Annotated in this window: 22 protein-coding genes; 7 read left to right on the top strand and 15 right to left on the bottom strand. The window is 60.4% G+C overall.

Annotation, left to right across the window (positions count from 1 at the left end):
* From VWZ87_RS18725 to VWZ87_RS18750, 6 genes are read right to left on the bottom strand one after another with little or no spacing between them, the layout of a single operon-like run.
* Entirely contained in the window at positions 1–549 is a 549-nt protein-coding gene (locus tag VWZ87_RS18725; RefSeq protein WP_416536623.1) for a DUF3833 domain-containing protein, read from the bottom strand.
* Entirely contained in the window at positions 546–1,769 is a 1,224-nt protein-coding gene (locus VWZ87_RS18730; protein ID WP_416536624.1) for an MFS transporter, read from the bottom strand. Before VWZ87_RS18730 ends, VWZ87_RS18725 begins: the two co-directional genes overlap by 4 nt.
* Positions 1,769–2,299 (bottom strand): chalcone isomerase family protein, encoded by a 531-nt coding sequence (locus tag VWZ87_RS18735; protein ID WP_416536625.1) that lies wholly within the window; start codon positions 2,297–2,299, stop codon positions 1,769–1,771. Before VWZ87_RS18735 ends, VWZ87_RS18730 begins: the two co-directional genes overlap by 1 nt.
* Positions 2,292–3,449 (bottom strand): class I SAM-dependent methyltransferase, encoded by a 1,158-nt coding sequence (locus tag VWZ87_RS18740; RefSeq protein WP_416536626.1) that lies wholly within the window; start codon positions 3,447–3,449, stop codon positions 2,292–2,294. The genes VWZ87_RS18735 and VWZ87_RS18740 overlap by 8 nt, the downstream gene beginning before the upstream one ends.
* Entirely contained in the window at positions 3,449–4,201 is a 753-nt protein-coding gene (locus VWZ87_RS18745) for a DUF1365 domain-containing protein (protein ID WP_416536627.1), read from the bottom strand. The genes VWZ87_RS18740 and VWZ87_RS18745 overlap by 1 nt, the downstream gene beginning before the upstream one ends.
* Complete coding sequence (locus VWZ87_RS18750) at positions 4,198–5,487, bottom strand: NAD(P)/FAD-dependent oxidoreductase (RefSeq protein ID WP_416536628.1); 1,290 nt, start codon at positions 5,485–5,487, stop codon at positions 4,198–4,200. The genes VWZ87_RS18745 and VWZ87_RS18750 overlap by 4 nt, the downstream gene beginning before the upstream one ends.
* A 159-nt stretch (positions 5,488–5,646) precedes the next feature.
* Here VWZ87_RS18750 and VWZ87_RS18755 point away from each other — a divergent pair, with 159 nt between their 5' ends.
* Together VWZ87_RS18755 and VWZ87_RS18760 are read left to right on the top strand one after the other, a co-directional pair.
* Positions 5,647–6,297: a sigma-70 family RNA polymerase sigma factor gene (locus tag VWZ87_RS18755; RefSeq protein ID WP_340547532.1), complete on the top strand. Its 651-nt coding sequence runs from the start codon at positions 5,647–5,649 to the stop codon at positions 6,295–6,297.
* The gene (locus VWZ87_RS18760; RefSeq protein WP_340547399.1) at positions 6,294–6,929 is read left to right on the top strand and encodes a ChrR family anti-sigma-E factor; all 636 of its coding nucleotides are present in this window, start codon (positions 6,294–6,296) and stop codon (positions 6,927–6,929) included. The genes VWZ87_RS18755 and VWZ87_RS18760 overlap by 4 nt, the downstream gene beginning before the upstream one ends.
* 107 nt (positions 6,930–7,036) lie before the next feature.
* Here the strand turns inward: VWZ87_RS18760 and gap are convergent, their stop codons facing one another.
* Positions 7,037–8,044, bottom strand: coding sequence for a type I glyceraldehyde-3-phosphate dehydrogenase (gene gap / locus VWZ87_RS18765; protein ID WP_340547398.1), 1,008 nt, complete (start codon positions 8,042–8,044; stop codon positions 7,037–7,039).
* Between the two features lie 319 nt (positions 8,045–8,363).
* On the opposite strand from gap, the gene VWZ87_RS18770 reads away from it, so the two are divergent.
* On the top strand, positions 8,364–9,434 hold the full coding sequence (locus VWZ87_RS18770) for a nitrate- and nitrite sensing domain-containing protein (RefSeq protein WP_416536629.1): 1,071 nt from the start codon (positions 8,364–8,366) through the stop codon (positions 9,432–9,434).
* A 1,043-nt stretch (positions 9,435–10,477) separates the two neighbouring features.
* Here the strand turns inward: VWZ87_RS18770 and VWZ87_RS18775 are convergent.
* Both VWZ87_RS18775 and VWZ87_RS18780 read right to left on the bottom strand, forming a co-directional pair.
* The gene (locus VWZ87_RS18775; protein ID WP_416536630.1) at positions 10,478–10,915 is read right to left on the bottom strand and encodes a response regulator; all 438 of its coding nucleotides are present in this window, start codon (positions 10,913–10,915) and stop codon (positions 10,478–10,480) included.
* Positions 10,912–12,783, bottom strand: a complete 1,872-nt coding sequence (locus tag VWZ87_RS18780) for a sensor histidine kinase (RefSeq protein WP_416536631.1) — start codon at positions 12,781–12,783, stop codon at positions 10,912–10,914. Before VWZ87_RS18780 ends, VWZ87_RS18775 begins: the two co-directional genes overlap by 4 nt.
* Positions 12,784–12,893: 110 nt before the next feature.
* Here VWZ87_RS18780 and VWZ87_RS18785 point away from each other — a divergent pair, with 110 nt between their 5' ends.
* Both VWZ87_RS18785 and VWZ87_RS18790 read left to right on the top strand, forming a co-directional pair.
* On the top strand, positions 12,894–14,294 hold the full coding sequence (locus tag VWZ87_RS18785) for a sugar ABC transporter substrate-binding protein (protein WP_416536632.1): 1,401 nt from the start codon (positions 12,894–12,896) through the stop codon (positions 14,292–14,294).
* Complete coding sequence (locus tag VWZ87_RS18790) at positions 14,284–15,003, top strand: sensor histidine kinase (RefSeq protein WP_416536633.1); 720 nt, start codon at positions 14,284–14,286, stop codon at positions 15,001–15,003. The genes VWZ87_RS18785 and VWZ87_RS18790 overlap by 11 nt, the downstream gene beginning before the upstream one ends.
* 20 nt (positions 15,004–15,023) lie before the next feature.
* Here VWZ87_RS18790 and VWZ87_RS18795 read toward each other — a convergent pair whose 3' ends face one another.
* The 3 genes from VWZ87_RS18795 to VWZ87_RS18805 all read right to left on the bottom strand — a co-directional run bounded on the left by VWZ87_RS18795 (position 15,024) and on the right by VWZ87_RS18805 (position 17,395).
* Positions 15,024–15,716 (bottom strand): response regulator, encoded by a 693-nt coding sequence (locus VWZ87_RS18795; RefSeq protein WP_416536634.1) that lies wholly within the window; start codon positions 15,714–15,716, stop codon positions 15,024–15,026.
* A gap of 329 nt (positions 15,717–16,045) precedes the next feature.
* A complete protein-coding gene (locus VWZ87_RS18800) occupies positions 16,046–16,417 on the bottom strand; it encodes a hypothetical protein (protein WP_416536635.1) in 372 nt (123 codons plus the stop codon).
* Between the two features lie 123 nt (positions 16,418–16,540).
* Entirely contained in the window at positions 16,541–17,395 is an 855-nt protein-coding gene (locus VWZ87_RS18805; protein WP_416536636.1) for a LysR family transcriptional regulator, read from the bottom strand.
* A 112-nt stretch (positions 17,396–17,507) separates the two neighbouring features.
* Here VWZ87_RS18805 and VWZ87_RS18810 point away from each other — a divergent pair, with 112 nt between their 5' ends.
* Complete coding sequence (locus tag VWZ87_RS18810) at positions 17,508–18,653, top strand: TauD/TfdA family dioxygenase (protein ID WP_416536637.1); 1,146 nt, start codon at positions 17,508–17,510, stop codon at positions 18,651–18,653.
* Positions 18,650–19,270 carry an HD domain-containing protein gene (locus VWZ87_RS18815; protein WP_416536638.1) on the top strand — a complete coding sequence of 207 codons (621 nt, stop codon included), beginning with the start codon at positions 18,650–18,652 and terminating at the stop codon, positions 19,268–19,270. Before VWZ87_RS18810 ends, VWZ87_RS18815 begins: the two co-directional genes overlap by 4 nt.
* A gap of 131 nt (positions 19,271–19,401) precedes the next feature.
* Here the strand turns inward: VWZ87_RS18815 and VWZ87_RS18820 are convergent, their stop codons facing one another.
* The 3 genes from VWZ87_RS18820 to VWZ87_RS18830 all read right to left on the bottom strand — a co-directional run bounded on the left by VWZ87_RS18820 (position 19,402) and on the right by VWZ87_RS18830 (position 23,456).
* A complete protein-coding gene (locus VWZ87_RS18820; RefSeq protein WP_416536639.1) occupies positions 19,402–20,547 on the bottom strand; it encodes an iron-containing alcohol dehydrogenase in 1,146 nt (381 codons plus the stop codon).
* 93 nt (positions 20,548–20,640) lie between these two features.
* On the bottom strand, positions 20,641–22,023 hold the full coding sequence (locus VWZ87_RS18825) for an aldehyde dehydrogenase family protein (RefSeq protein ID WP_416536640.1): 1,383 nt from the start codon (positions 22,021–22,023) through the stop codon (positions 20,641–20,643).
* A gap of 80 nt (positions 22,024–22,103) precedes the next feature.
* Positions 22,104–23,456, bottom strand: coding sequence for a glutamine synthetase family protein (locus tag VWZ87_RS18830; protein ID WP_416536641.1), 1,353 nt, complete (start codon positions 23,454–23,456; stop codon positions 22,104–22,106).
* Positions 23,457–23,460: the final 4 nt, after the last annotated feature.

Here is a 23,460-nt window from a genome sequence, read left to right on the forward strand (position 1 = left end):
TCACTCTCCCTTCGGTCGCATGGTGGCGATCAGCTCGGCCACCTTGATGCCGAATTTGCGCATTTCGGAGCGGTTCATGATCGTGCCGTTCTCCATCAGATACATCCAGTCGATGACATCCAGCACATGGCCACCGGCGCTTTCTGGCAGGCGGATGCGATAGGTCAGGCGCACGGCGGCTCCCATCTGCTGACCCTGTCCGGTGCCGATGATGTCATCTGCGGTGGCGGTGAAGCTGCCGTTTTCGCCCATGGTGAGGAACCATTTCCGCATCTGCGTGCCGCCGCTGGCGTAGGAGAAATTCTCGCTCAACGTGCCGGTGTCGCCCTCCCATTCGCCCGTCATCGTGGCGACAAACCGCGAGGAGACGCGCCCCAACGGGCCGTAAATCATACCTTCGGAGATCATCTCGCCGCTCAGATGTGTGCGAATGTCGAAGGCGGGACTGGTATTGGCATAGTGTTCGGGGTGCTGGCTGCGAAATCCCAGCCCAGGGCGAAGGAGCGCAAGCAGCAGCAACAGAATGATGGCAACAAGCAGGAGTTTCATGACGCGGTTACCTTTCCAGGGAGGCGGATCACCATCGCGATGGCGATAAGTTTGATGCAGCAGGGAATGATTGCGTAGGCCCATGTCAGCGTCTGCAGGGCGGCGGCGCTGTTTTCGCCACCGGGGGTGAAGCCGCTCATCTGCAGAAGCGGCAGCAGGAGCACAGCAGCGGCGGCAAGCGCGAGTTTGGCAGCAAAGGACCACAGCCCGAAGGCCTGCCCCGCCTGCAACCCGGCGCGCGCCAATGCGCGTGAAAACAGCACCGGCAGGATCACCATATCCGCGCCGAGCGCGGCCCCCGAACCAATGCAGATGGCGGCAAAGCCAAGGCTGGCGCCGGGCGGAAGAAAGGCTGCGGAGACAAAGGCAAGGATCGCCAGTGCCATCGCCGGAAACAACACCTCGCGCGCGCCGAACTTCTCTGCCGCGCGGGTCCATAGCGGCACCGATAGTCCCGCTGCGAGAAAGAACAGGACCAGAAAGGGGCCGGCCATATCGGCAAGCGCCAGCTTGTCCTCGACGAAGAACAGAAACAGTGTCGATGTCATGGCGACCGGCAGGCTGTTCACGAGGGCCAGCGCCAGCAGGCGAAGGCCACCCGCTGCACGCAGCGCGGTGATGGACAGCGGGTGTTCGGGGCGCGGTGCCGCTGTCCAGAGGCCGCGGGTCAGCCACCAGACCACACTGCAGAGTGCGGCCAGCATCCAGCCAAAAGCGGGGTAGCCGCCGTGGCCTGCGCCGACGGCAACCAGCGCGCCCGGCGCCAGGGCTGCCAGGATGATACCGGCCAATGTGCCGCCCTCGCGAAACCCGGCCAGACGGATCAGCGCCTCCGGGCTGCCTGCAAGCGCGGTGCTTTGCCCGTAGAACAAAACACTTCCGAGACTATAGGCCGTGAACAGAAGCACCAGGGCGATGACGAACCATGGCAGCACGCCCCCCGCCGCCGGGCGGTAGGTGTAGAGCAGGATGAACCCCACTGCCATGCCAAAGGCCGCCAGAGCTGCAAAGGTCGCGCGTTCCTGCGGCCAGCGGTCGGTGACCCAGCCCAGTAGGGGGTCCTGCACGAAATCCAGCACCCGTATCGCCGCCAGCACCGCTGCGAGGGTTGCCAGGCTCAGTCCCAGTTCCGCCGTCGCAAAGCGCGGCAGATGGATATAGAGCGGCAGACCGGCGGCGGCCAGCATCAGCGCAAATAGGGAGATACGGGTGGCTTGCATCAGTTGCCCCGCAGCTCGCTGGACAAACGCGCAGCGCGGCTGTTGGGCGACAGCCAGATATTCAGAAACCGCTTGCGGGCGTCTGCATGGCGCAGATCGCAGGTCTGTTTTCCGTTCAGATAGAGCGCCACCTGATCAGGCACGCGGGTTGTTGCCACGAAGCTGTCGCCCGGTCTCACATCGCGAAAACAGCGATCCAGCTTGCCGACCAGCTGATCGTGATCGGCGCGCCTGCCTTCCAGCCGCAGCAGTTCCGCGACCGTGGCCTGCATCAGCTGGGATCTGCTGAAACCGCGCCGATAGCTGAGCTTGAGCGCCATCGGGTTCTGCCAGTCAAAGCGGGTCTGCCCTTCGGTGTAAAGGCTGGCATCATAGAGCGGCAGGCCAAACCAGCGGAAGGTGACCTCTCCCAGTTTGGTCGGCGAGCTGAGGCCGGTATTTGCCGTTGCAGCGCTGGCGAGACCCACGCCGAGACTGACGGCAAATGCGGCGATTGCGGAGCGCAGGTGGTTTTGGCGGATCTCAGGCATGGGCCAGCTCCACCTGAACCACGTCCGTCTGGCCGACCTCGAAGGAGGCGGCGCAGGTTTCCAGATAGTAGCGCCAGTTGCGCAGGAAGGCCTCGCCATAGCCCAGAGAGTGGATTTTGGGGGTCATCGCGACAAGGCGCGCCGCCCATTCCCGGCAGGTGCGCGCGTAATCCTGGCCAAAGGCGAAATTATCCGTAACCTTCAGACCAGCGGTGCGCGCCTGATGTGAGATCACCGCATCGGAGAGCAACATGCCGCCCGGAAAAGTATACTGGCGGATATAGTCCGAGGACTGCCGATAGATGTCGAAATAGCTGTCCTGAACGGTGATCGCCTGCACCACAGCGCGGCCGTCATCGGCCAGACGGTCTTTCAGCGTGGCGAAATAGCTGGGCCAATAGCGTTCGCCCACGGCCTCAACCATTTCGATGGAAACGATATTGTCGAATTTTCCCTCCGATTTGCGATAATCGCAAAGGCGGATATCGGCGCGCCCATCGAGCCTCGCGTCGGCATAACCAAACTGACTGGGGGAGATGGTCAGCCCGGTAACATGGCGCCCCTGTTCGGCGGCGCGGTCGGCAAATCCGCCCCAGCCGCAGCCAACCTCCAGGACGCGATCACCGGCGGTGAGGCGGCTCAGCACCCGGTCGTATTTGCGGGTCTGCGCACGCGCGAGGTCATTGTCACCCGGCGCAAAGAGGGCCGAGGAATAGGTCATGCTTTCGTCCAGCCACAGTTGGTAGAATTCATTGCCGACGTCGTAATGGGCCTTGATGTTCCGCGCCGCGCCCTTGATCGAATTGGCGCGCAGCATCCGGTCCACGACTCGGAACTTCAGACTGGCCCAGAAACTCGGGTAGGCGTAATCGGTGAGATGATCGAGGTTGAGCAGCGCCACCTTGATGACGTCTTCGATGCTGGGCGTCTCCCAAAGTCCGGCGACATAGGCCTCGCCGAGGCCGATATCGCCGCGGGCGGCCATGGCGGTTATGGCGCTCCAGTCACGCAGATGGATTTCGGCGCGTGGTTCACCGGTGCCGAAATCATGGGTGTCGCCCTCTGGGGTCAGCAGGCGCAGACTGCCCTTGCGGATGCGCGCGCAGCTGTCGAGAAAGTCGTGTTTTACGCGTTTGGTAAGGAAAATCATCAGCTGACCTCATGTTTCGGTGGGGTAGGGCGGGGGCGATAGCTGGCGCCCTTGAGTTTCAATTTCAGCGCCTGCCAGTAAATCAGCGCAACCGTGCGCAGCGTGCCGGCCGGGCGGCGCAGGCTGGAGCATATGAGTGCGGCGTTGCTTAGCGGCTGGCGCGGGCCGGTCAGCGTGGCGACCACCCCTTCGCCATCGTTCTTGTGGTCGATCCGGATGGCGATCCGCCGGGGGCCGATGTCGAAGTTGAACCAGTAGTCCCCGGCAATGTCCTGAAATGGAGAGACGTGAAAGATCTTCTTGGCCTGAAGCTTGTCGGAGGGGGCGATGGCGGTGAAGCCGGGTTTGTGACAGACATAGCTGTGGCGGTCGCCAAAGGTATTGCTGACCTCTGCGATGACCGCATGTAGCGCCTTGCCGCGAAAGGCCAGCCAGAAGCTGACCGGGTTGAAAATATGGCCCAGATAGCTCGGTTGAGTGAGCAGCCGAATGGTGATCCCCTCCAGATCCAGCCCGGCGTCGGCGAACACGTCCAGTGCCCATGGCAGGCCGATCCCCTGTTTCGGCGCGCCACCATGGTTGCGATCATGGACCGCAGCCAGATTGAAGCGATTGCGCGAAAACAGCAGCGGGCCGCTCTCGGAGCGCGGGTCAATCAGCACATAGTCCACGCCGTAGCGAAAGCTGTTGGAGATGGCGCCATGGCGGGCATGGGTGGTCTGTCCGGCGATATGCTCGGGCCACAGGGTCATCCGATCACCCGTTCCCGCGCGCTGATGCCACGTGCGACGCGCACCGCGCTGGCAAAACCGTCTTCGTGAAACCCATGCCGCAGATAGGCACCGGCAAACCAGGTGTTGTTATGCCCCTGGATATCGGCAATCCGGCTTTGTGCGCGCAGCGCGGCGGTGTCAAACACCGGATGGCGGAAAGTTTTTTGATCGTAGATCAGATCCGACCGCACATCCTTTACCGGGTTCAGCGAAACGAACAGAGGATCGTTTTCGTCGATATTCTGGAGCCGGTTCATCCAGTAGGTGACGCCGATGGCGGCCCGGTTGTCGCGGGTGTCAGCCTTGTAGACCCAAGACGACCAGCAGGCACGGCGGCGCGGCATCTGGTCGGTGTCGCGGTGCAGGATCATCTCGTTATCCTGATAGCGCATGACCCCCAGCGTTGCCTGCTCTGCCGCTGTCGGCTGCGCCAGCAAGCGCAGGCTGTCATCGGAATGGCAGGCCATCACCACCTGATCAAAGTTTTCGGAGGTGCCATCGGGGAGGTGGATGCGTACCCCCTCGGATGTCCGTTCGACGCTGCGCACCGGGATGCCCGGACGCAATTGGCAGCCCATCTGGTCCAATCGGGCGGTCAGACGTCGGACATATTCGATGCTGCCGCCTTTGACCGTCCACCATTGATGCTGTCCAGAAGCGCTGAGCAATGCGTGATTGCGAAAGAAGCGGACCAGCGACTGCGCCGGAAAACCGCGGATTTCATCCGGCGGCGTCGACCAGATCGCGCCACAGATGGGCATCAGGTAATAGCGCTGGAACCAGTCGCCGAGCTTCAGATCATTGACCAGTTCGCCGATGGTGACGCTGTCACTCTTGGCGACCTCTTCGGCGTTGGCGTTAAAGCGCAGGATATCGCGTACCATGCGGAAAAAGGCGGGCCGCGCGATGTTGCGACGCTGCCCGAGCAGCGCCCCAAGATCTCGCAGACCGTATTCGACGCGGCCATCCCCGATGCTGGCACCGAAACTCATGTCGCTTTTGACCACGGGCACATCCAGATCGCGGAACATCGACGTCAGATGCGGATAGTTCACATAGTTGAAGACGATGAAGCCGGTATCCACGGGCTGGTCGCCATTACGACCGGCGACGACGGTCCGCGCGTGCCCACCCAGTCGCGGCGCGGCTTCATAAAGCGTGACGTTGTGGCTTTTTGCGAGCAGCCAGGCGGTGGCAAGCCCGGAGATGCCACCACCGACAACGGCGATACGCTGGCGAGCGGATGATAATGCGTCGAAGGACATGCTGTCTCCATCTGTGATTTCAACTTGTTACGGGCCGCTCGCCCGGGCGGATCAAAAAAGATGGTGATTAAGATGACGGGCCTCTCCGGACGAATGGAAAAAACTGAAATTAATTGCGCTCAGAGTGATCCAGCACCGTGAAAGATGCGTAATCCGTACATGTTGACCATGCTGAGCCATCCAACTCTTGCAGCGCCTGCGCCGCCCGTTACGGTAGACCGTGACACAAGTGTAATGCGCGAAAGGAAAAAAGTGGAACGGGAAAGCCTGTCGGATCAGACAGTCTGGATGCTGGCCGTGCGCGACAACCGCTGCAAGGTGGCGTTTGGTCGTCTGTTCGACTATTTCGCGCCGCGTCTGAAGGGGGTGATCTGCCGATCCGGTATGCCACCCAGCCAGGCCGAAGAGGTCGTTCAGGAGGTGATGCTGACCGTATGGCGAAAGGCGGCCATGTTCGATCCTGAACGTGCTCAGGTCTCGGCGTGGATCTACCAGATCGCTCGCAACAGGCAGATCGACGTGATCCGCAAGGAACGGCGGCCAATACCGGAGGAGCTGAAGCTTCCCGAGGAAACACAAGAAGATGCAGCCCAGATTCTGGCGTTGGATCAGGAAACAACAAAGCTGCGCGCAGCCCTGGCCCGGTTGAAACCGGCACAGCGAGAGATGGTTGAAAAGGCCTATCTGGGCGAGCTGACCCATGCGGACATCCGGGAACAGACCGGATTGCCCCTGGGGACAATCAAATCCCGCATCCGCCTCGGACTTGAGCGGTTGCGTCATGAGTTGAAGGAACAAGGACTATCATGACCGGCGTACGCCATCATATCCCTGACCCGTTGCTGGTGGCCTATGCCTCTGGCAATTTGCCCTATGCCTACTCTCTGGTTGTGGCGACCCATCTGTCGATGTGTGACGACTGCCGCGCCCGGTTGAATGCGCATCAGGCGGTCGGCGGGTCGGTACTGGAAACCTGTGGAACCCGGGATGTCTCGGATGATCTGCGGGAGCGCGTGTTTGCCGAGTTGGATTCACCCTTTGAGGACGCACCGAAGTTCAACCGCTCCGGCATCTTTCCGGCGCCGGTGATGCAGGCGCTGGGTGGGCTGCCGCCAAAGTGGAAGTCGCTCGGCATGGGGGTGCGTCAGTCAATCCTCAGCCATGACGAGGAGGGCAGCGTGCGGCTGCTCTATATTCCTGCGGGACAGGCGGTCCCTGACCATGGCCACAACGGGCTGGAGCTGACGCTGGTTTTACAGGGCGCGTTTCGCGATGAAACCGGGCGCTTTGGTGTCGGGGATCTGGAAGTTGCGGACGATCACCTGGAACATACGCCGATTGCCGAGGACGGTGAGACCTGCATCTGCCTTGCCGCGACTGACGCTGCACTGCGGTTCCGGTCCTTCGTCCCGCGCCTGCTGCAACCGATTTTCCGCATCTAGCGGCATAAGGGCCTGCCCGCATGGGGTGGGCAAGGCCTGAGAGTACAACTCAAAAAGGGCTGCCAGTGGCAGCCCTTTCCTGTTCTGTCAGCGCATCTTCCGCGCGCTTAGCCGTTCATCACCTTGCCCATGTGGCGGCCGGTGTCGACCATCCGGTTGGAGAAGCCCCATTCGTTGTCATACCAGCTGACAACGCGGACCAGCCCCTCGGCGGTAACCGCGGTCTGTGGTGCCGCAAAACAGGAGGAATGCGGGTCGTGGTTGAAGTCGATGGAGACCAGCGGGTCCGTCTCATAGGACAGGATCCCTGCCAGATCGCCCGCCGCGGCAGCCTTCATCGCCTCGTTGATTGTCTCAACAGTGGCAGGTTTTTCAGGAATGAAGCTGAGATCAACCACCGAAACATTCGGGGTCGGCACGCGGATTGCTGAACCCTCCAGGCGGCCTTTCAGATGCGGCAGGACCTCCGAAATCGCGCGGGCTGCGCCTGTTGAGGTCGGGATCATCGACAGCGCCGCGGCACGGGCGCGGTAAAGATCCTTGTGGCTGGTGTCATGGGTCGGCTGATCACCGGTATAGGCATGGATCGTGGTCATATACCCGGTCTTAATGCCGAATGTATCGTCCAGAACCTTTGCCACCGGGGCCAGACAATTGGTGGTGCAGGAGGCGTTGGAGACAATGACGTCGTCCTTGGTCAGATCCTTGTGATTGACCCCGAACACCACGGTGCGATCGACCTCCTTGCCGGGGGCGGAGATCAGGACACGTTTGGAGCCGTTTTGCAGATGCTTGGCAGCAGTCTCGCGGCTGGTGAACAGGCCGGTGCATTCATAGGCGATATCAACGTCCTGCCAGGGCAGATCCTCGGGATTACGGATCGCCGTCAGGCGGATGCTGTGATTGCCGACAGTCATCGTATCGCCGTCGACGGTCACCTCGTTCCGCAGGCGGCCATGGACACTATCGTATTTCAACAGATGCGCCAGGGTTTCCGCAGGCGACAGATCGTTGATCGCCACAACCGAGATATCGTCGGCGTTGCTCTCCAGCAAGGCGCGCAATACGCCACGGCCAATTCGTCCAAATCCATTGATCGCAATTTTCAAGGTCATCTGTGCAACTCCGATGGTGATAGGGGTTCAGCCTTCGACGGGCGCGCCCGGTGGCCTGACAATTGCCGCATCGTTATCGCTAACAGTTGCAAAAATCAAGCCCGTTCGCCGGTCAGCGGATTGGCGCGTAATGCCGCTGCCCGAAGCATCAGTGTAGCACATCACAGCAGGAGGGGATGCGTTTACACGGCAAGCCAGAAAGGGGGCCTGCGCAGGTGCCGCTGTGCGCGATCTGTCTGCGCCTCTCACGCCGCTGCTGCCGGTCCTGAACGGCAGCCGATCCGGCGGGGCTGGCGGCCGTGGCTCTAGACCCTGCGCTGTGGAAATTGAAATGATACACGTTTTGGTAGTATATGGTAAACGAATTATCCCTATAATTGTTCCAACGGTGTCTCATCGGATTGGGGAAATCATGCCGCTCAGGCTTGCCATATTGCTGGTTGTTGCGCCGCTTTTCCTGCTGGCAGGGTATCTCGCTGCGAGCGCGCTTGTGGCGCAGCGCGCTCGCCACCTCCTTGCGGAATACGCCGCGCAGACCGCGAAGGAGGAAAGCGCGATCAGCGATATGATCCATGAGCTGCAGCGCGAGCGCGGGTATTCCGTCGGATATGTCTCCTCAGATGGGCGGGTTTTTCCAGATGCGTTGATACGTCAGCGCGGCCAGACTGATGCGGTGGTCGCCTCGGCACTTTCGCGCATCACCCTGATGGCCGACGATCATAGCCTGGCCTTTGATCGCGTTGTTCACGGGGTGGAACGGCTGGCGGAACTGCGCCAGCATGTCGATGGCCTCGGCTTTGATAGGCCGGTCATCGTTTCGGATGTCGCTGGGCCCTACACGGAACTCATCAGCACCATCATGGCTCTTACCCGACAAAGCGTCGGGCTGGACAGTTCCACCGAATACCAAGCGCTGCGACAGGCGCGTTTCCTGATCGGCGAAGCCAAGGAAAAGGCCGGACTTGAGCGGGCAACTGGCGCTGCGGTCATCGAAACGGGAAATTCTTCTGCGCTGCGGGAGCATTTTGCCGCCCTCGGCGGCGCGCAGATCATCCTGTTGACCGAAGCAGCGGTCGTCAAGGGAAGTGGAAGCTGGCTGCCATCGCTGCAAAGGACGGACCAATATCTCACCTTAAGCGACCTGCGTGATACCATCAGGTCAGCAAAAGCGGCCTCCGGGCCGGCGGCTCTCAACAGCGAGCGCTGGGTTGCGGCGTCGACGGAATGGATCGACTTTCTGCGCAGGGAAGAGACGAATGTCACCGCTGAAATCATCTCGCTGGCCAACCAGCTTGAAGCGGAAAGCACGACCGAGCTGGTGGGGCTCATTTGGCTCACCATCTTTGCAGGGATTGCGGGGACGCTGTTTGTTGTGCTGACGCTGAAATGATGCCCGCGTCTGGGCAGGCGTGGTTCTGGGGCGTCCCGGATGGCCGGTCATGCCCTTGGCGCCGTCCATGGCGCGCACGCGGGGTTTTGCTGGCCCATGGCGGGGAGGCAAATGTAGGGTTAGGCTGGGTCACGTCACCCCAGTTAAGAGGTTGATCCTGCTGGAAAAGAGGGCTGACCAGACTGGTTCTGCGCTGAACTTGCTGCGCGGGATCTGATGGTTGGTGCGAACTGGGGCAAACCGTCGAAGACTGATATCCCGCGCCAGCTGGCGCGGGTCGGTTTCACCGGTATGATTGCATTGGAATAGGTTGAGTGACTGGTTGAGTGGCTGACGGTGATGTAGGGGCTGCGGTCCGCAGACTTGTGCGACAACCGTGGGGCGGGCAACCGGCTGCACGCGCAGAGCAGCGCTGTTGACCGGCGCGCAGGTTGGTTCAGAGTTGACCGGAAGACCACGCATGTGTTGGGGCTGAGGGTGCAGCGGGCGATCCCGCTCTGCCATGCGGCCAATCTGTATGGTCGCAATCTAGAACGATTGCAGGTTTGAGCACAGGGCCCGACCCGTTTTCCAATCTTGCGCGTCTTTCGAATGCGCGCGTTCCAACATGGGATGTGTCGCGCAGATTTGAGCGTCTCTGGATCGGAAAATCTTCCCGATCACCGATGTTAGGCCGCAAGCTGTCGATCCGTGGTCAGAATTCGGACTGGAATGCGCGGCCTCCGAACGGATTGAGCCCGCATCCCGGAGACCATTCAGGTGCATCTGGTCCAGCGACAGCTTGGTATTGCCATATGCCTTGAGGGGCGGGGGCCACCACGGGGGCGTCGGGGCTAGATATCGCCATGAAGAAACAGCGCCGCCGCCAGAGTAGCTACGCCATTAGAGTTCAGTCGCGCCGGGGCATCGGCCATACGAATGCTGCCATCGATGGCGCCGGGAATATCAGTCTTTTCCCGCCGTTGCGTTCATGGACCGCACAGACTGTAAGGGCCCGCCTTTTCGGCAAGCTGGCGCCAACAGCATTGATCCGCTGACCGGCGTCATCTCAGCTTGTTTTCAAGCGACACAATCTCGACATAGGCGCCCAGCATTTCAACGGCCGATTTGACGGCGTCATAGGCGTTTTCTTTCACGATATAGCCTGCGATTTTGTGCTCATAAGCGACCGCGATATCGGAAGGCGCATCGGAGGTTGTCAGAACAAAGATCACGGAATTTGCCAATTCCTTGTCCTCCCGGACCTCTGACAGGAATTCCAGACCACCCATGCGCGGCATATTCAGATCAAGTAGGATGATATAGGGGCGCTCCAGCGCGGCAGCGTTCACACCGCGCAACAGGTCCAGCGCTTCCTGCCCGTCGCCCACGACCTCTACCGGGTTCACGAGACGCAGCTTTTTCAAGGCGCGTTTGATGGCCATGACAGCCACTTCATCGTCATCGACAATCAGGAATGTAACGGATTCTTTATTGGTCATGCGGCCAATCCTTGGATGTCATTCAGCGGTTTCTTTGATTTGGAGTTGAGCGGGATCCGGACCGTGAACACGGTGCCGCGCGCCACCTCCGGATTGGAAACTACAGAAACGCTGCCACCCAGTGATCTGGCAAGTTTTTGCACAAGAGCCAGACCCAGGCCGGACCCTTCGACTTCATCACGGGATTTCAGCGTTTGAAACAGCACGAAAATCTGCTCCTGGTATTGTTTCGGGATGCCCGGACCATCGTCGGCAACGGTGATTTCCACGTAGTTCGGGTAGAGTTCGCTGCTGATGCGGATGGTGCCCGATGATCTGTCGTGATGCTTGCTGGCATTGCTGACAAGATTGATCAGGATGGTTTTCAACGGTGTCAGATATGCACCGAAGGGACCGCAATCCTGCTCGACCTTGATTTCGAATTCCGGGTTGGAATTGAAATAGAGCCGCAGCTCATCTGCAAAATGCGTCAGGCTGAATGCGCCGTGTTCGCCCTCGATCTGTCCTGCACGTGCATAATCCAGCAGCGCCGACAGATGGCTGGATAGTCTGTCCGTGCGATTGCGGATCAATCCGATATTCTTTTGCGCATCGGTCGGCATCTCATCGGCAAAGTCTTCTTCGGTCCATTCGATCAGATTTGAAATCGCCCGCAATGGCGCACGCAGGTCATGTGCGGCCACATAGGCAAATCTCTCCAGCTCCTCGTTCGAGCGCTTCAGCGCAGCGGCGGTGAGGCGTGATTTCTCGACAGCCTTTGCGATCTCCGAGATTTCGTCAGAGCCACTGGTGTTGATCGGGTCGTCGAGCTCGCCGCGGGACATGCGCTGGATATGGCGGGTCAGGCGATGGATGCGCGAGATCATGCGAACCTCGATCATGAACCACAAAAGCGCCAGAGAAATCAACAGCATACACATGTTGAAAGCGACATCGACAAAGCGAATGCGTTCCACGATGCGCGTGGTTTCTGCCGCGCTTTGTCGAAACTCCATCGCTGCACGCTGCGTGTTCGACCTGCTCCAGGTGCCGATGCGGTTCAGGACGGCTTCAGCCTCTTTGTAAAGACGATCCTGTTGCGCTTCGCTGATCTGTAACTGCGACAATCCTTCGACGACGCCATCCGGGCCAAGCATTATCTTGCGATAGTCGACCAGCACACCGGCAATCTCGTGACGCGCATCGATGTTTTTGAGCCGGGCAAGGCGGGAGGCAAGAGTATTGATCTGGGCGACGAGGCGCTGACTCTCCGCGCTGTGTTTTTCGCCGGTATCAATGGAGAAATCCTTGGTCAGGATGGCAAGCGATGCAACGCTGCCGGAGATCTCCCCAAGGGTTTTGGCGGTGTCGATTGCCCAGGAATACGACTGGCTCGAACTCTCGGTGCCACGCTGTTGATTGCCGAACTCGATCTGCGCGACAATGATGGATTTCTCCAGGGCCAGGATCTTGGAGGCCGCCTGTGAGATAAGCGCCTCCAGCCGGTCATACTGGGCGACGAGGTCTTGCCGACCTTTGACAACCTTTTGGAAGACATCGGCATCTGCAGGGGACGGACCGTTGGTGACTGTATCTGTCTGATCGCTGAAATTGTCGCGAAAGAGCTGTGCAAGCGTGTCGAGCCGCTGTCCGAGCGCCTTTAGCCCATCCGGTTCGTCGACGAGCCGGATCCTCGCCAATGTCACCTCCAGCCCATGTTGCAGGTCGCCAAGATCGGCGATCCTGTCCAGTAGGGGGATGGTGCGGTCCGACAGGTTTTCCGTCTTGCGCTCAATACGGCTAAGGTCGTTCCACTCCGTATACATCGCGACACAGATCGACGCGAGGCAGATGACGACACAGGATCTTAGGCGTGCGGTTAGCGACACTGCGGGTCCCTTTTGCTGTTTGCGAGACTCAACATAAGGTTGAGAGGTTTACCAGCCGTTAACTGGGCGACGATAGGTTTGACGACATATAGCCAACCGCGAGGATCCCCATGTTCACAAGACGCGCCTTTACCACGCATGCGCTGGCGTTGGGGGTGGGCGGTGGCCTGCTGCCTGCAGCCGGACGTGCTGCAACTGATCCCCAGTCTCCCAACCTGTTGCGTATTCTGACCCCTCATGGGGCAGAGGCGAATCTGGCCCCGGTTGCCAAGAGTTTCGAAGCGTTATGTGGCTGCCGGGCGGAATTGGTCGTTGTCGGTGTGGGAGAGATTAATGCGGTGTTGACGCTGGAGGCAATGCTCAATGACGTCGGTGTCGATGTGGCGCTGCCTGCAACGTTTGGAATCCCCGATCTTGTCGAGGCGGAGGCGATCCTGCCCCTGGACGGGCTGGCGCAGCAATATGCGCCGCAGGATCTGACCGACGCGATGATGTATACCAGCGGTGATGTTTTCGATGACCGGCTCTGGGGGTATCAAACCGACGGTGACGTGTTCTTAATGTTTTATAACAAAAGGTTTATGGAGAACCCTGAGTTAAGACAGAAATATGCGGATCAGACCGGGACAGATCTGACAACACCGGTGACGTGGGAAGAGCTGGACCGCCAGATGGCGTTCTTTCACGACCCGGATGCCGGACGCTATGGCGGCTCCCTGTTCCGCGCTGCCGACAAGGTGGCCTGGGAATGGTGGGCCCGGTTCCACGCCAAGGGGGCCTGGCCGTTTTCACCCACGATGGAGCCGCAGATTGCCGGTGCCCAGGGCGTCGCCGCATTGGAAGAGATGATCGCCTCGAGCGCCCATCTGGTTGGGGCCGACCTGGGCCTCTTTGCCAATTGGGCACGGTACCGCGAGGGTGACATCTACGCCAATATCGGTTGGGGGGGGACACAGAAAAGCCTCTATGCGCCGGACTCGGCGATGCGCGATAATCTGGTCAACGCCTCGCTGCCCGGTGGGCGCATCAATGGGGCGTTGGTGCCCATGTCGTATTTCAACTGGGGGTGGAGTTACGTCGTCGCCAAAAATTCAAGGCAGCCCGAGCTCGCATATCAGTTTTGCGTGAATGCCGTTTCGCAGAAGGTCGGTGCCGAGGCGATCGCGCAGACAGGCGGTTTTTTTGACCCTTTCCGGACCGATCAATATCAGGATCCCGCAATCGTCGATGCCTATGGCGCACAGTTCCTGAGTGTGCATGAACAGGCAATGCGCTCGTCGATGCCCGATCTCTATCTGGCGCGGCGGGGGGAGTATTTCGACGCTTTGTCCTATTGGCTTCAGCTTGCGCTGGCGGGTGACGCCACGCCGGAGGTCGCGCTCAACAATGTGGCCCAGTCCTGGCGTGCGACAACGGATCGTGCGGGTGCCACGTTGCAGGCGCGCCGCTGGATGGCCCTGCGTGACACCTATCCTGCCGAACTTCGAAAGGCGCTCCGCGATGAAACATGATACCCCCGACCAGGCGGCTGGACAGACCACGCGCGATCAGGCGATGATGGAAGTGGTCTACAAAATCGTGCATGATCTGCGAGGATCGGTGAGGGCGCTTGCCGAACTGCCGAACTGGATTGGGGAGGATCTGGAGGACGCAGGCCTGACCCTGCCGGAAGCCCCGGCGCAATCCCTTGATCTGATGCGGCAGCACGCTGAGAAGCTCAACATGATGCTTGACCAGCTGTCGCGATATTCCAAGACCGGATACCGGGAGACGGAGAACGTGTCGGTTCAAGCTTGCCTTGATCGTGCGATTGCGGCGCTGAATCTGCCAGATGGCCTGCGGGTGCGGGCGCGGTTCGATCCGCCTGAAATTGACATGAACCCCGATGCCCTGATGTCGATGTTCCTGATCCTGCTGGGAAATGCGGCCGGTCATAACCCGGAGCCGGTGCGCATTGCCGTGGTTGGCCGCTGCCACGACGGCATGTGGGAGATGCTGGTGCGAGACGATGGTGTCGGAATTCCAGCAGGCAAGCTGGAACGGATTTTTGATCCGATGAGCAAATTCTCGATCGCCGACACCGGAGGGGCAGGCATGGGGTTGGCGATCCTGAGGCGCCTTGCCGATAGCTATGGCGGTCTTGTAGACGCGTTGCCGCCCCGGACCAATCGGCACGGGGCGACTATTCGGGTGCGTCTGAAGCAACCTCACCGTGGCTGAGCCGCGGTGAGGTGATCCACCTAGTGGCGAACTTCGTTGAAGCTATTGCTGTAGTGTTCGATTTCGTCGAAGAACCGCCAGATGTTCAGGCAATGGGTTTCGATCTCATCCAGCGCCTCAGGGGAGGGGGTCAGGCCCTGATTGTGGCAGCCGCGAATAAAGGAGATCTGACGGTACATGCGCCGCAGTTTGGGTTGCAGCTCGCTGATGCAGCCTTCAGCCATGCCACGGATCACATTACGGGTTGCTTCCTGCACCTCGGCTTTCATGGCCGGGTTGGAGAAGGTTTCAGCGATGGAATTGTAGATCACACCATGAAGTTTTTCAGCCGTCAGATTGCCCTTGCCGATGTAGTCGACACAGCCGGCGCGGATCGAACTGACAACCGCTTCTGTATCTTCACGACCGGAGATCATGACCACCGGGACCTCCGCGGTCTCCAGTTGCTGTTTGACCACGGCGACGGCATCCAGCCCCGAGGCGTCGCGCAGCTGATGGTCAATCAGGCAGAGGTCGACGATATTCTCGTCCAGTGCTCTTTCAAAGTCCTTGATATCCGAACAGGTGATCACATTCACAGATCTGTCCGCTTGGGCAATCAGCCTTCGCATCCGTGTTCTGTCAAATTCACTGTCATCCAGCACCAGCACACATAGGTTGCCGGAGGGCAGTGTCGCGTGGTTGGTTTGTGTCGTAACCTCAGTACCATTCATGATAACGCCCTTTCCAAAGACTGGCCTGAGACTGTCATTTTGCCGCTAGCAAATGATTAATATGCCCGCCTAGTGTCGTTAAGACTTTAACCAGACAGCTATGAGTTGAGCGCGCGCTTGCCCTGAATGCGGCCGATTCATGAGCTGTTAAGGGTGTTTTTGGTGGTTTTCTATGAGGAACAGGCTCAATGCCCACAAGATGTCGGGTAATCAACAAAAGATATTTTATCTATGAAATACTATTGGCTAACTGTCTGACCTCGTCTCAGGTTGGGCCGCCATCTTGCGGCCCATACCGATACTTGCGTGGTTATCGTGCCTGACAGGTGTCAGATCATCAGGCCGACGAGACCCGACAGAGTGACGGGGACAAACAGGAACCCCTGGGGAATATCCTTGTAGCGCTGGCCGTTCAGAACCGGCAAGGCCAGCCCCCAGAGGGCATATGAGGCGGCCAGAGCGGTGGCGATGATCGCGGCGGCGACTGGCCCGTTCAGCAGCGCAGGCCATAAAAAGAGCGCAGCCACCGCAGCGAGGTTAATGCTCACCAGGTGCCAGCAGTAGTAGTTTACATATCGTACCTCGCCAGACAGCTCGCGCGCGTTCAGCAGGGGGCGTGCAACGCTCTTACCGCCGGCGAAGATGTGCAACAGCGTGTTCGCGACCATCAGGCCTCCTGCTGCCAGTAACGACATGTTCATGGGCGTCAATTGCTCCTAATTGGGTTTGCATGAATGGATACAGCTATGCACCGGCCCCCATGAATAGCCCATAAGACAGATTGCCATTGCGACAATTCGCGTGGTCCAATCGTTTGCCGCGGCTCACTGCATGATGCGTGTCAGCTCGCTCCATTGCGTGTGGGTTACCGCGTCTTTTCCGGCGATCATCCAATAGGTGGCATGGTGTTTCAGCCGGTTCCGATCAAGGCGAACCAGCCGCCCCTCGGCCAGGGGCACGCGGCACAGAGGAAGCGAACCTAGCAGAACGCCGGCCCCGGCCTGTGCCGCGCCAAGTGCCGACAGGAATGTGTCAAAACGCAGATGCGGTACTGGCGTTGTCCCGCCGCCGTGGCGGGCAACCCAATCGGGCCAGCCCGGGCGTGGACCGGAACAGGCAATGCGGGGCCAGTCGGTCCAGTCCTGCGCAGCCTTGATCAGAGCGGGCGCCGCCATCGGCGCGATTTCCTCGGAATAGAGCGGCAGCTTATAGGGGTGGGGCCAGTCCCCGGCGCCGTAGCGAATGCGCAGCACATCATCCTCGGGCGCGTCATGGGCGCCCAGCACCATGGTCTGGATCGCAAGCTGACCACCCGAAATCTCGCTCAGGGCTGCCAGCCTTGGCGTGAGCCACAGATCAATGACCGACTGGCTGGCGGAGATCGTCAGCTGGCGCCGCCCGGTGCCGAACAGCGCCTCTGAGCTGTCGCGCATCGTGTCCAGCGCCGACTGGATATGGGGCAACCAGGCCTCGCCCCCCACAGTCAGGGAAATGGCACGAGGGTGACGGTGGAACAGCGCCACCCCCAGCCGTTTCTCCAGCTGGGCGATGCGCTGCGAGATGGCGGATTGGGTGATCCCAGTTTCGTCTGCGGCTGCGGTAAAGCTGCCGCAGCGCGCCGCCGCTTCAAAGGCGCGGATCCATTCCAGCGGGGGCAGGGTTGAGCGCTGTTTTTGCATTAGCTGACCTTGGCCTAAGTGCAGAAATTCCTAATTTGAGATTATCCAGGACCGGTGGCAACATACAGGCAAAAGTCATCTTCCGCATTGCGGACCCTTTCTTGAGGACATCATGCCGTCAGTTACCGTTGCCCCAGCGGGCGATTATCTCACCCTGTCTCTTGGGACGTCTGAACTGCGGTTCCACGCGATCTGGCTGCGCGACAATGCGGGCGATCCCGAGACCCGTGCGACGGCCAATGGCCAGCGTCTGATCGCCCTGCGCGATATTCCGGCCGACACGGCAATTGCGGAGGCGACGCTTGATGGCGGCCACCTCCGGGTGCGGTTCGTCCCGGAAGAGAAGACCGTGGATTACGATCTGTCCTGGCTTGGGGATCATGCCTATGACCGGGCGCGTCAGGACGCGCGCGGCTGGCTCGCGGAGGGGGTCGAGCCCTGGGACGCGGGGTTGATGGCGGCCGTGCCCACCGGGGATTTTGCCGCGCTGCAAGCCGGTGGTGCGGCGTTGGCCGACTGGCTTGGCGCGGTGACACGCTACGGGTTTGGCAAAATCGTCAACGGTCCGGTTGAGGACGGTGCACTGTTCCGGGTTGTGGATCTTTTTGGTCATGTCCGGGAGACCAACTATGGGCGTCACTTTGAGGTCCGTACCGAGGTGAATCCGACCAATCTGGCCTTTACCGGGCTTGGCTTGCAGGCCCATACCGACAACCCCTATCGCGATCCCGTGCCGACGATCCAGGTGCTCTACTGTCTCGAAAGCTCGGCTGCCGGCGGCGAGAACATGGTGGTTGACGGCTTTGCCGCGGCGCTGCGGCTCAAGGCCGAAAACGAAGCCTATTTCAACGTTCTGGCCGAGCATTGCGCGCGCTTTGAATATGCCGGCGAAGCAGGGGTCTGCCTGACCTCGCGCCGTCCGATGATCGAGCTGGCGCCGGATGGCGAGCTGATTGCTGTGCGTTTCAACAATCGCTCACTTGCGGCGGTTCAGGATGTCCCCTTCGACAAAATGGCGCTCTATTATGCGGCCTATCGCCGGTTCGGCGAGATTATCGACGACACGGCAATGGAGGTGACCTTTCGCCTGAACCCCGGTGAGGCATTTGTGGTCGACAACACCCGTGTCCTTCATGCGCGCAAGGGCTATTCCGGCGAAGGAACGCGGTGGTTACAGGGCTGCTATGCCGACAAGGACGGGCTACGCTCTGCCTATGAGGCCCGGCGGCGTCAGGCCCTGGGGGAGGCGGCGGAATGACCAGCCGCAAACCGCAGCCAGCGCCGCATCGCCCGCCTGAGACACTCGACCGCGACACAATCGTTGCGTTCCTCGGCTCCATCTTCGATCGCCGCGGCGGTGAGGAATATCTGGGCGAGCCGGTGACCATGGGAGAGCATATGCTGCAGGGTGCCACAATCGCCGAAGAGAATGGCCAGCCGGAGGAAATCATCGTCGGCGCCCTCCTGCATGATATCGGTCATTTCACATCGGAGTTTGGCACCTATCACCCCGATGATACCGAAGACCGCCACCATGAGGACGCCGGGGCCGAGGTGCTGGAGCGCTTCTTTCCCAGCGTGATCACCGATTGCTGTCGCTACCACGTTGCTGCGAAACGCTATCTCTGTGCGACCAAGCCCGAGTATTTTAAACGCCTTTCGCCTGCCTCGGTCCATACGCTGGAGCTGCAGGGGGGACCGATGACCGCGCAGGAAGTGGTGGAGTTCGAGGCCAATCCGAACCTCAAGGAGATCATCGCGGTGCGCTATCTGGACGAGGCGGGCAAGCGTGAGGGGATGAAGACGCCCGATTTCTGGCACTTTGCCCCGATGGTGCAGCGCATGGTCGATCGACACTGCGGCGCGGCGAAATAGGGACAGACCCGGATCATTGCGAATAGAAATGCGGCCCCTCTCAAGCCAGAGAGGGGCCGCAATCACGACACCTGAGCCAGACGTCAGACAGCTCGGTCCGGGCTCAGTATTCTGTGGCCCTCAACCGGAGATCACATCGCGTCCTTGAACAGCTGCGTAAGATTGGCTTCATCCAGAACGACAGGGTTGCCGCCGCAGGAGGGGTCGATCAGGGCGCCTCGGACCAGCTCGGGGATGGCGTCTTCGGTGACGCCGAGGTCCGCGAGGCCACGTGGGATACCGAGACTGTCGTTCAGTTCCTGCACATAGGCGCAGAAACCGTCAAAGCCGCAGTCGATGCCCAGATAGGCAGCTGCGGTGTTGAACCGCTCGCGAATTTCCGGCGCGTTGAAGGCCAGAACCGCAGGCATGCAGACCGCATTGGTGGTGCCGTGGTGGGTGTTGAACACTGCGCCGATCGGATGGCTCATGGCGTGGATCGCACCGAGGCCTTTCTGGAAGGCGGTGGCCCCCATGGCTGCAGCCGACATCATCTGCGCGCGCGCCTCGATATCGGTGCCATCGGCATAGGCGCGCGGCAGGAAATCCTTTACCAGGCGCATGCCTTCCAGCGCGATGCCCTGCGACATCGGGTGGTAATGCGGGCTGGAGAACGCCTCGACGCAATGGGCAAAGGCATCCAGCCCGGTGCCTGCGGTGATGAACTTCGGCATGCCCACGGTCAGCTCGGGATCACAGATCACCACGGTTGGCAGCACCTTGGGGTGGAAGATGATCTTTTTCTGATGGGTCACACTGTCGGTGATCACAGAGGCGCGGCCGACCTCGGAGCCGGTGCCTGCGGTGGTCGGCACGGCGATGATTGGCGCGATTGCATCGGCATCGGCGCGGGTCCACCAGTCGCCGATGTCCTCAAAATCCCAAACCGGTCGGGTCTGGCCGCACATGAAGGCGACCATCTTGCCCAGATCGAGGCCAGAGCCGCCGCCAAAAGCGATAACCCCGTCATGGCCGCCCGCCTTGTAGGCGGCAACACCGGCTTCGAGGTTCTTCTCGTTCGGGTTCGGGTCAACCTCGCAGAACATCGCCCGGCCAAGGCCCGCGGCCTCCAGGATGTCGATGGTGGCTTGGGTGACGGGCAGTTCGGCCAGGCCTTTGTCGGTGACCAGCAGAGGTTTCTTCATGCCGACAGCAGCGCAGGCGTCCGCCAGTTCCTTGATCCGGCCTGCGCCGAATTTGATTGCGGTCGGGTAGGACCAGTTTCCAACAAGAGTCATAGGTGTGTTCCTGTGATGAAGCCGGGGAGGGGGCGCTGCCCCCGCTTGCCCTGCGGCAAGCCCCCCGGAGTATTTTTGGAAAGACGACGGGACTCAGCCCGTGACTTTTTTCAGGTGATAGGATTTCGGGCGGGTGAGGTTATGGAAGCCGATGATCGACAGACCCCCACCGCGGCCGGTGTTCTTGCAGCCGGTCCAGCACAGGCCCGGATCCAGATAATCGGCGCGGTTCATAAACACGGTGCCGGTTTCGATCTGATCGCCAACACGCGCGGCGCGCTCAACATCACGGGTCCATAGCGACGCGGTGAGGCCAAATTCGCTGTCATTCATCAGCGCAATCGCCTCTTCGTCAGAGGTGACTTTCATGATGCCCACGACAGGGCCAAAGCTCTCGTCGCGCATCACCCGCATGTCATGTGTCACATTTGTCAGGATCTGCGGTGTGAGATAGGCACCGCCGTCATCCTCGGCGAAGGGCGCGATATGGGCGACAGCACCCGCCGCTACCGCCTCGGCGATCTGGTCGCGCACCTCCTGTGCAAAGCGCACATTGGCCATCGGGCCAATGGTGGTTTCTGCCTCCAGCGGATTGCCCAGCTTGTAGCCTTTCACGATAGCCACTGCCTTCTCGACAAAGGCGTCGTAAAGGCTCTCATGGACATAGATCCGCTCGATGCCGCAGCAGCACTGGCCTGAGTTGAACATGGCGCCGTCAATCAGCGTGTCCACCGCCGCGTCCAGATCGGCGTCTTCCATCACATAACCCGGATCCTTGCCGCCCAGCTCGGTGCCGACGCCGGTAAAGGTGCCGGCCGCTGCGCGCTCCATCGCCTGGCCGCCACCGACGGAGCCTGTGAAGTTCACGAAGTCAAAGGCCTTTGAGGCAATTAGCGAGGATGTGGTGTCATGGTCGAGGAATACATTCTGGAACACATCTGCCGGAACGCCCGCCGACTGGAAGGCCTGCGCCATGCGCTCGCCCACCAGGAGCGTCTGGGTGGCGTGTTTCAGAACCACCGTATTGCCCGCAATCAGCGCTGGCGCCACGGTGTTGATTGCGGTCATATAGGGGTAGTTCCAGGGCGCGACCACCAACACAACCCCATGGGGCACGCGCTTGATGTAGCGTTTGAAGGTGGCGTCCTCTCCAACCTCGATATCCGCAAGCGACTCTGCTGCAATCGCGGCCATGTGGCTGGCACGTTCGTTGAAGCCGCCAAACTCGCCGCCATAGCGCACCGGGCGCCCCATCATGTGGGCCAGCTCCGGCACGATCTCGTCATTCATGGCCCCCACGGCGGCGACGCCGGCCATCACCAGGTCAATCCGCTCCTGCAGGGGGCGGGCGGCCCAGGCCGCCTGGGCCACACGTGCTGCCTTGGCACGCTCTGCTGCGGCCTCCGGCGACAGCGTCTCGCGCTCGGCATAGACCGATCCGTCGATCGGTGAGATACATTTCAGGGTCTGGCCCATGGTCTTCCTCATGTGGTTTGACGGGGGCCACGCCCCCATCGTCATCTTTCTAAAAATACTCTCGCCGAAGGCTGCGCGTCTCAGACGCGCTCAAACCCGCGGGCAATCTCGTAGTCGGTCACGATCCGCTCGAAATCCTCGATCTCAACTTCCGCCGCGCGGACATAGTGGTCAACCACCGCATCGCCCATGGTGGCCCGCAACATGGCCGAGCTTTTGAGTGCCGCCGCCGCCTCACGCAGCGTGCCGGGGATCATGCCGGTGTCGCCCTGATAGACATCGCCCTTGGTGGGGGCCTGCAGCTCAAGCCCTTCCTCGATGCCTGCAATACCCGCCGCCAGCATGCCGGCGATCGCGAGATAGGGGTTCATGTCCGAGCCGGGTATCCGGCATTCCACGCGGATTGCCTTGCTGCCGACACCGCAGAGGCGATAGCCTGCGGTGCGGTTGTCCACCGACCAGATGATACGGGTCGGGGCAAAGGTGCCCTTCACGAAGCGTTTGTAGCTGTTGATATAGGGCGCCATGAAGGCGGTGTAATCCGGCGCGTATTTCAGCAGACCCGCCATGTAGGCCTTCATCAGCGATGACATGCCCAGCGCGTCGCTCTCGTCATAGAAGGCAGGTTTGCCGTCCTGCCACAGCGACTGGTGGACATGGGAGGAGGAGCCGACCTTCTCGTGATGCCATTTCGGCAGGAAGGTGACGGCATGGCCCTGCTGCTGGGCGATCTCTTTCACCGCATGTTTGGCAATGGTGTGATATTCCGCCGTATCCATCGCGGCGGCATATTTGATGTTCAGCTCTTCCTGACCGGTCTCGGCCTCGCCCTTGGAATTCTCGATCGGCAGCCCTGCATCCCACAGGTGGTTGCGGATCGGGCGCAGGATATGTTCCTCACGCGAGGTCTGCAGGATGCTGTAGTCCTCATTGTAGCCCGAGATCGGCTGCAGATCGCGGAAACCGGATTTGCGGATTTCGTCAAAGCTCTTCTCGAACAGGAAGAATTCCAGCTCGGTGGCGCACATCGCGTCAAAACCCATCTCTTTGAGACGGTTCACCTGACGTTTCAGGATGGCGCGGGGGGAATGGGGGACTTCCTCATGGCTGTGGTGATCCAGCACATCACAGAGCACCATCACCGTGCCAGCCAGCCAGGGCACCGGGCGCAGCGTGGCCAGATCCGGCTTCATGACATAATCGCCATAGCCGTTTTCCCAGCTGGTCGAGGCATAGCCTTCCGGCGTCGCCATCGCCAGATCGGTGGCGAGGAGATAGTTGCAGCAATGGGTCTCTTCCCAGGCGCCGTTCACAAAATGCTTGGCGTGAAAGCGTTTGCCCATCAGCCGACCCTGCATGTCCACAAGGCACACAAGAACTGTATCAACGGTGCCGTCGGCAACCTGGTCTTTGAGCGTATCGAAGGAGAGCATGAGC

The organism is Phaeobacter sp. JH20_37 (genome assembly GCF_048056015.1).
GTDB lineage: Bacteria > Pseudomonadota > Alphaproteobacteria > Rhodobacterales > Rhodobacteraceae > Phaeobacter > Phaeobacter bryozoorum.